The 1,629-nt window shown below is 37.0% G+C and carries 1 protein-coding gene; it reads left to right on the top strand.

The features are described 5' to 3' along the window. Positions 1-222: 222 nt before the first annotated feature. The coding region (locus tag VXQ92_RS17060; protein WP_416682618.1) for a TonB-dependent receptor at positions 223-1,629 on the top strand (1,407 nt) is incomplete at its 3' end.

Genomic DNA, 1,629 nt, shown 5'->3' with positions numbered 1-1,629 from the left:
CTATTCTTTACAAATCTAAAATTACAATTAATTTTAATAAAGTTATCGATTTTCCAAACAGTTAAGTCTAATCAATTAATTAGGCCCATTTTGTAACTAAAAGTGATTAAAACTTTCACATTTTCTTCACAATTCTATCGGCAAATCCAATTAACACAAACTGTACATATAAATAAGAATTATTATTATTCGCATAACGTTTATATTTAAGTCCTGAAAGTCATGTCATTGATTAGAACACGTAAAAAAATTGTTTCCTCTGCAATCGCCTCATCGCTCTCGATGATAGCAACAACTGCGATGGCGCAAGAAGCAGTTTCCCAATTACCAACAATTCATACTAAAGCGACTCAAGAAGAATCTTTAAAGGTTGATCAATCAGCAAACTCTAAATTCGTTGCTCCATTAAAAGACACACCAAAATCAGTCTCTATTCTTTCTCAAAAATTAATTAAAGATACAAACTCTAATACCCTACTCGAAGCGTTACGTTATGAACCTGGTATTACATTAGGTGCTGGTGAAGGCGGTACCCCGTTTACAGATATGCCTTACATTCGTGGTTATAGCGGTCAATCTTCTATTTATGTAGATGGTGTTCGTAATACAACTTCTCAGAATCGAGATATGTTTGCTATTGAGCAAGTTGAAGTCATTAAAGGATCTTCTTCTGCTCTTGGTGGTGGTGGTAGCGTTGGGGGCAGTATTAACCTCATCCCTAAAGTTGCTCATGAAGGTGATGTATATCAAGGTAGTGTTCAAAGCGGTACCGACAACTATCGTCATATTCAGTTAGATGCGAACAAAGATTTTGGTAATGGTATTGCTGGCCGTGTAGTAATTATGGGCCACGAAAATGAGAAATCCGGCCAAAGTAATGGTGCTGAATATAAACGTGTAGGTATTGCTCCAAGTATTACTTTTGGCTTAGATACAGCAACACGCGGAACACTAAGCTACTATTATTTACGTAGCAATGATGAACCTGATGCAGGCATTCCTTTTAACAATGCAAACCCAGCAAAACCTCCTGTTGGGGTTACAGTAACACCTGGTGATGGTAAGCCTGTTGATGTAAAAGCTGGAACTTATTATGGTTGGAAAGCACGTGATTTTGACAAACGTGAAAACCATATCGGTACCTTTAAATTAGAACATGACTTTAATGAAAACCTGACATTATCGAATATAGCGACTTACAACAAATCTAAATCAGATTATGTTTATACCAACGCAGATGACTCAAAAGGTAACATTTATAGAGGTACTGTTGCTCGTCGTGCTTTAAGTCGTATTCTTGATACCGATGCATATAGTGACCAACTTTCCCTAAGAGGTAAATTTAATACTGGTTCATTAAAGCATTCTTTTAATGTCGGTAATGAATGGAGCTTCCAAGAAACAGATCAAGGTGTTCATACTTTCACTAATGCTGATGGTAAAACCACCTCAACCATTTTGGACAGCAATATTCAAAACTGTACTTCAGCTGCTGCTGTGGCAAATGGCTGGTGTACAAGTTTAAATAATCCAGGCAATGGTGCCTTCACAGATAAGCGTGGATCTATCACAGCACAATCGACCACTCGTAGTCACAATGTAGGCATTTATGCTTTAGATAGTATTGAA

The organism is Acinetobacter sp. 228 (genome assembly GCF_048147885.1).
The sequence above is the reverse complement of the archived record's forward strand: the minus strand, read 5'-3'. Positions and strand labels throughout refer to the sequence as shown.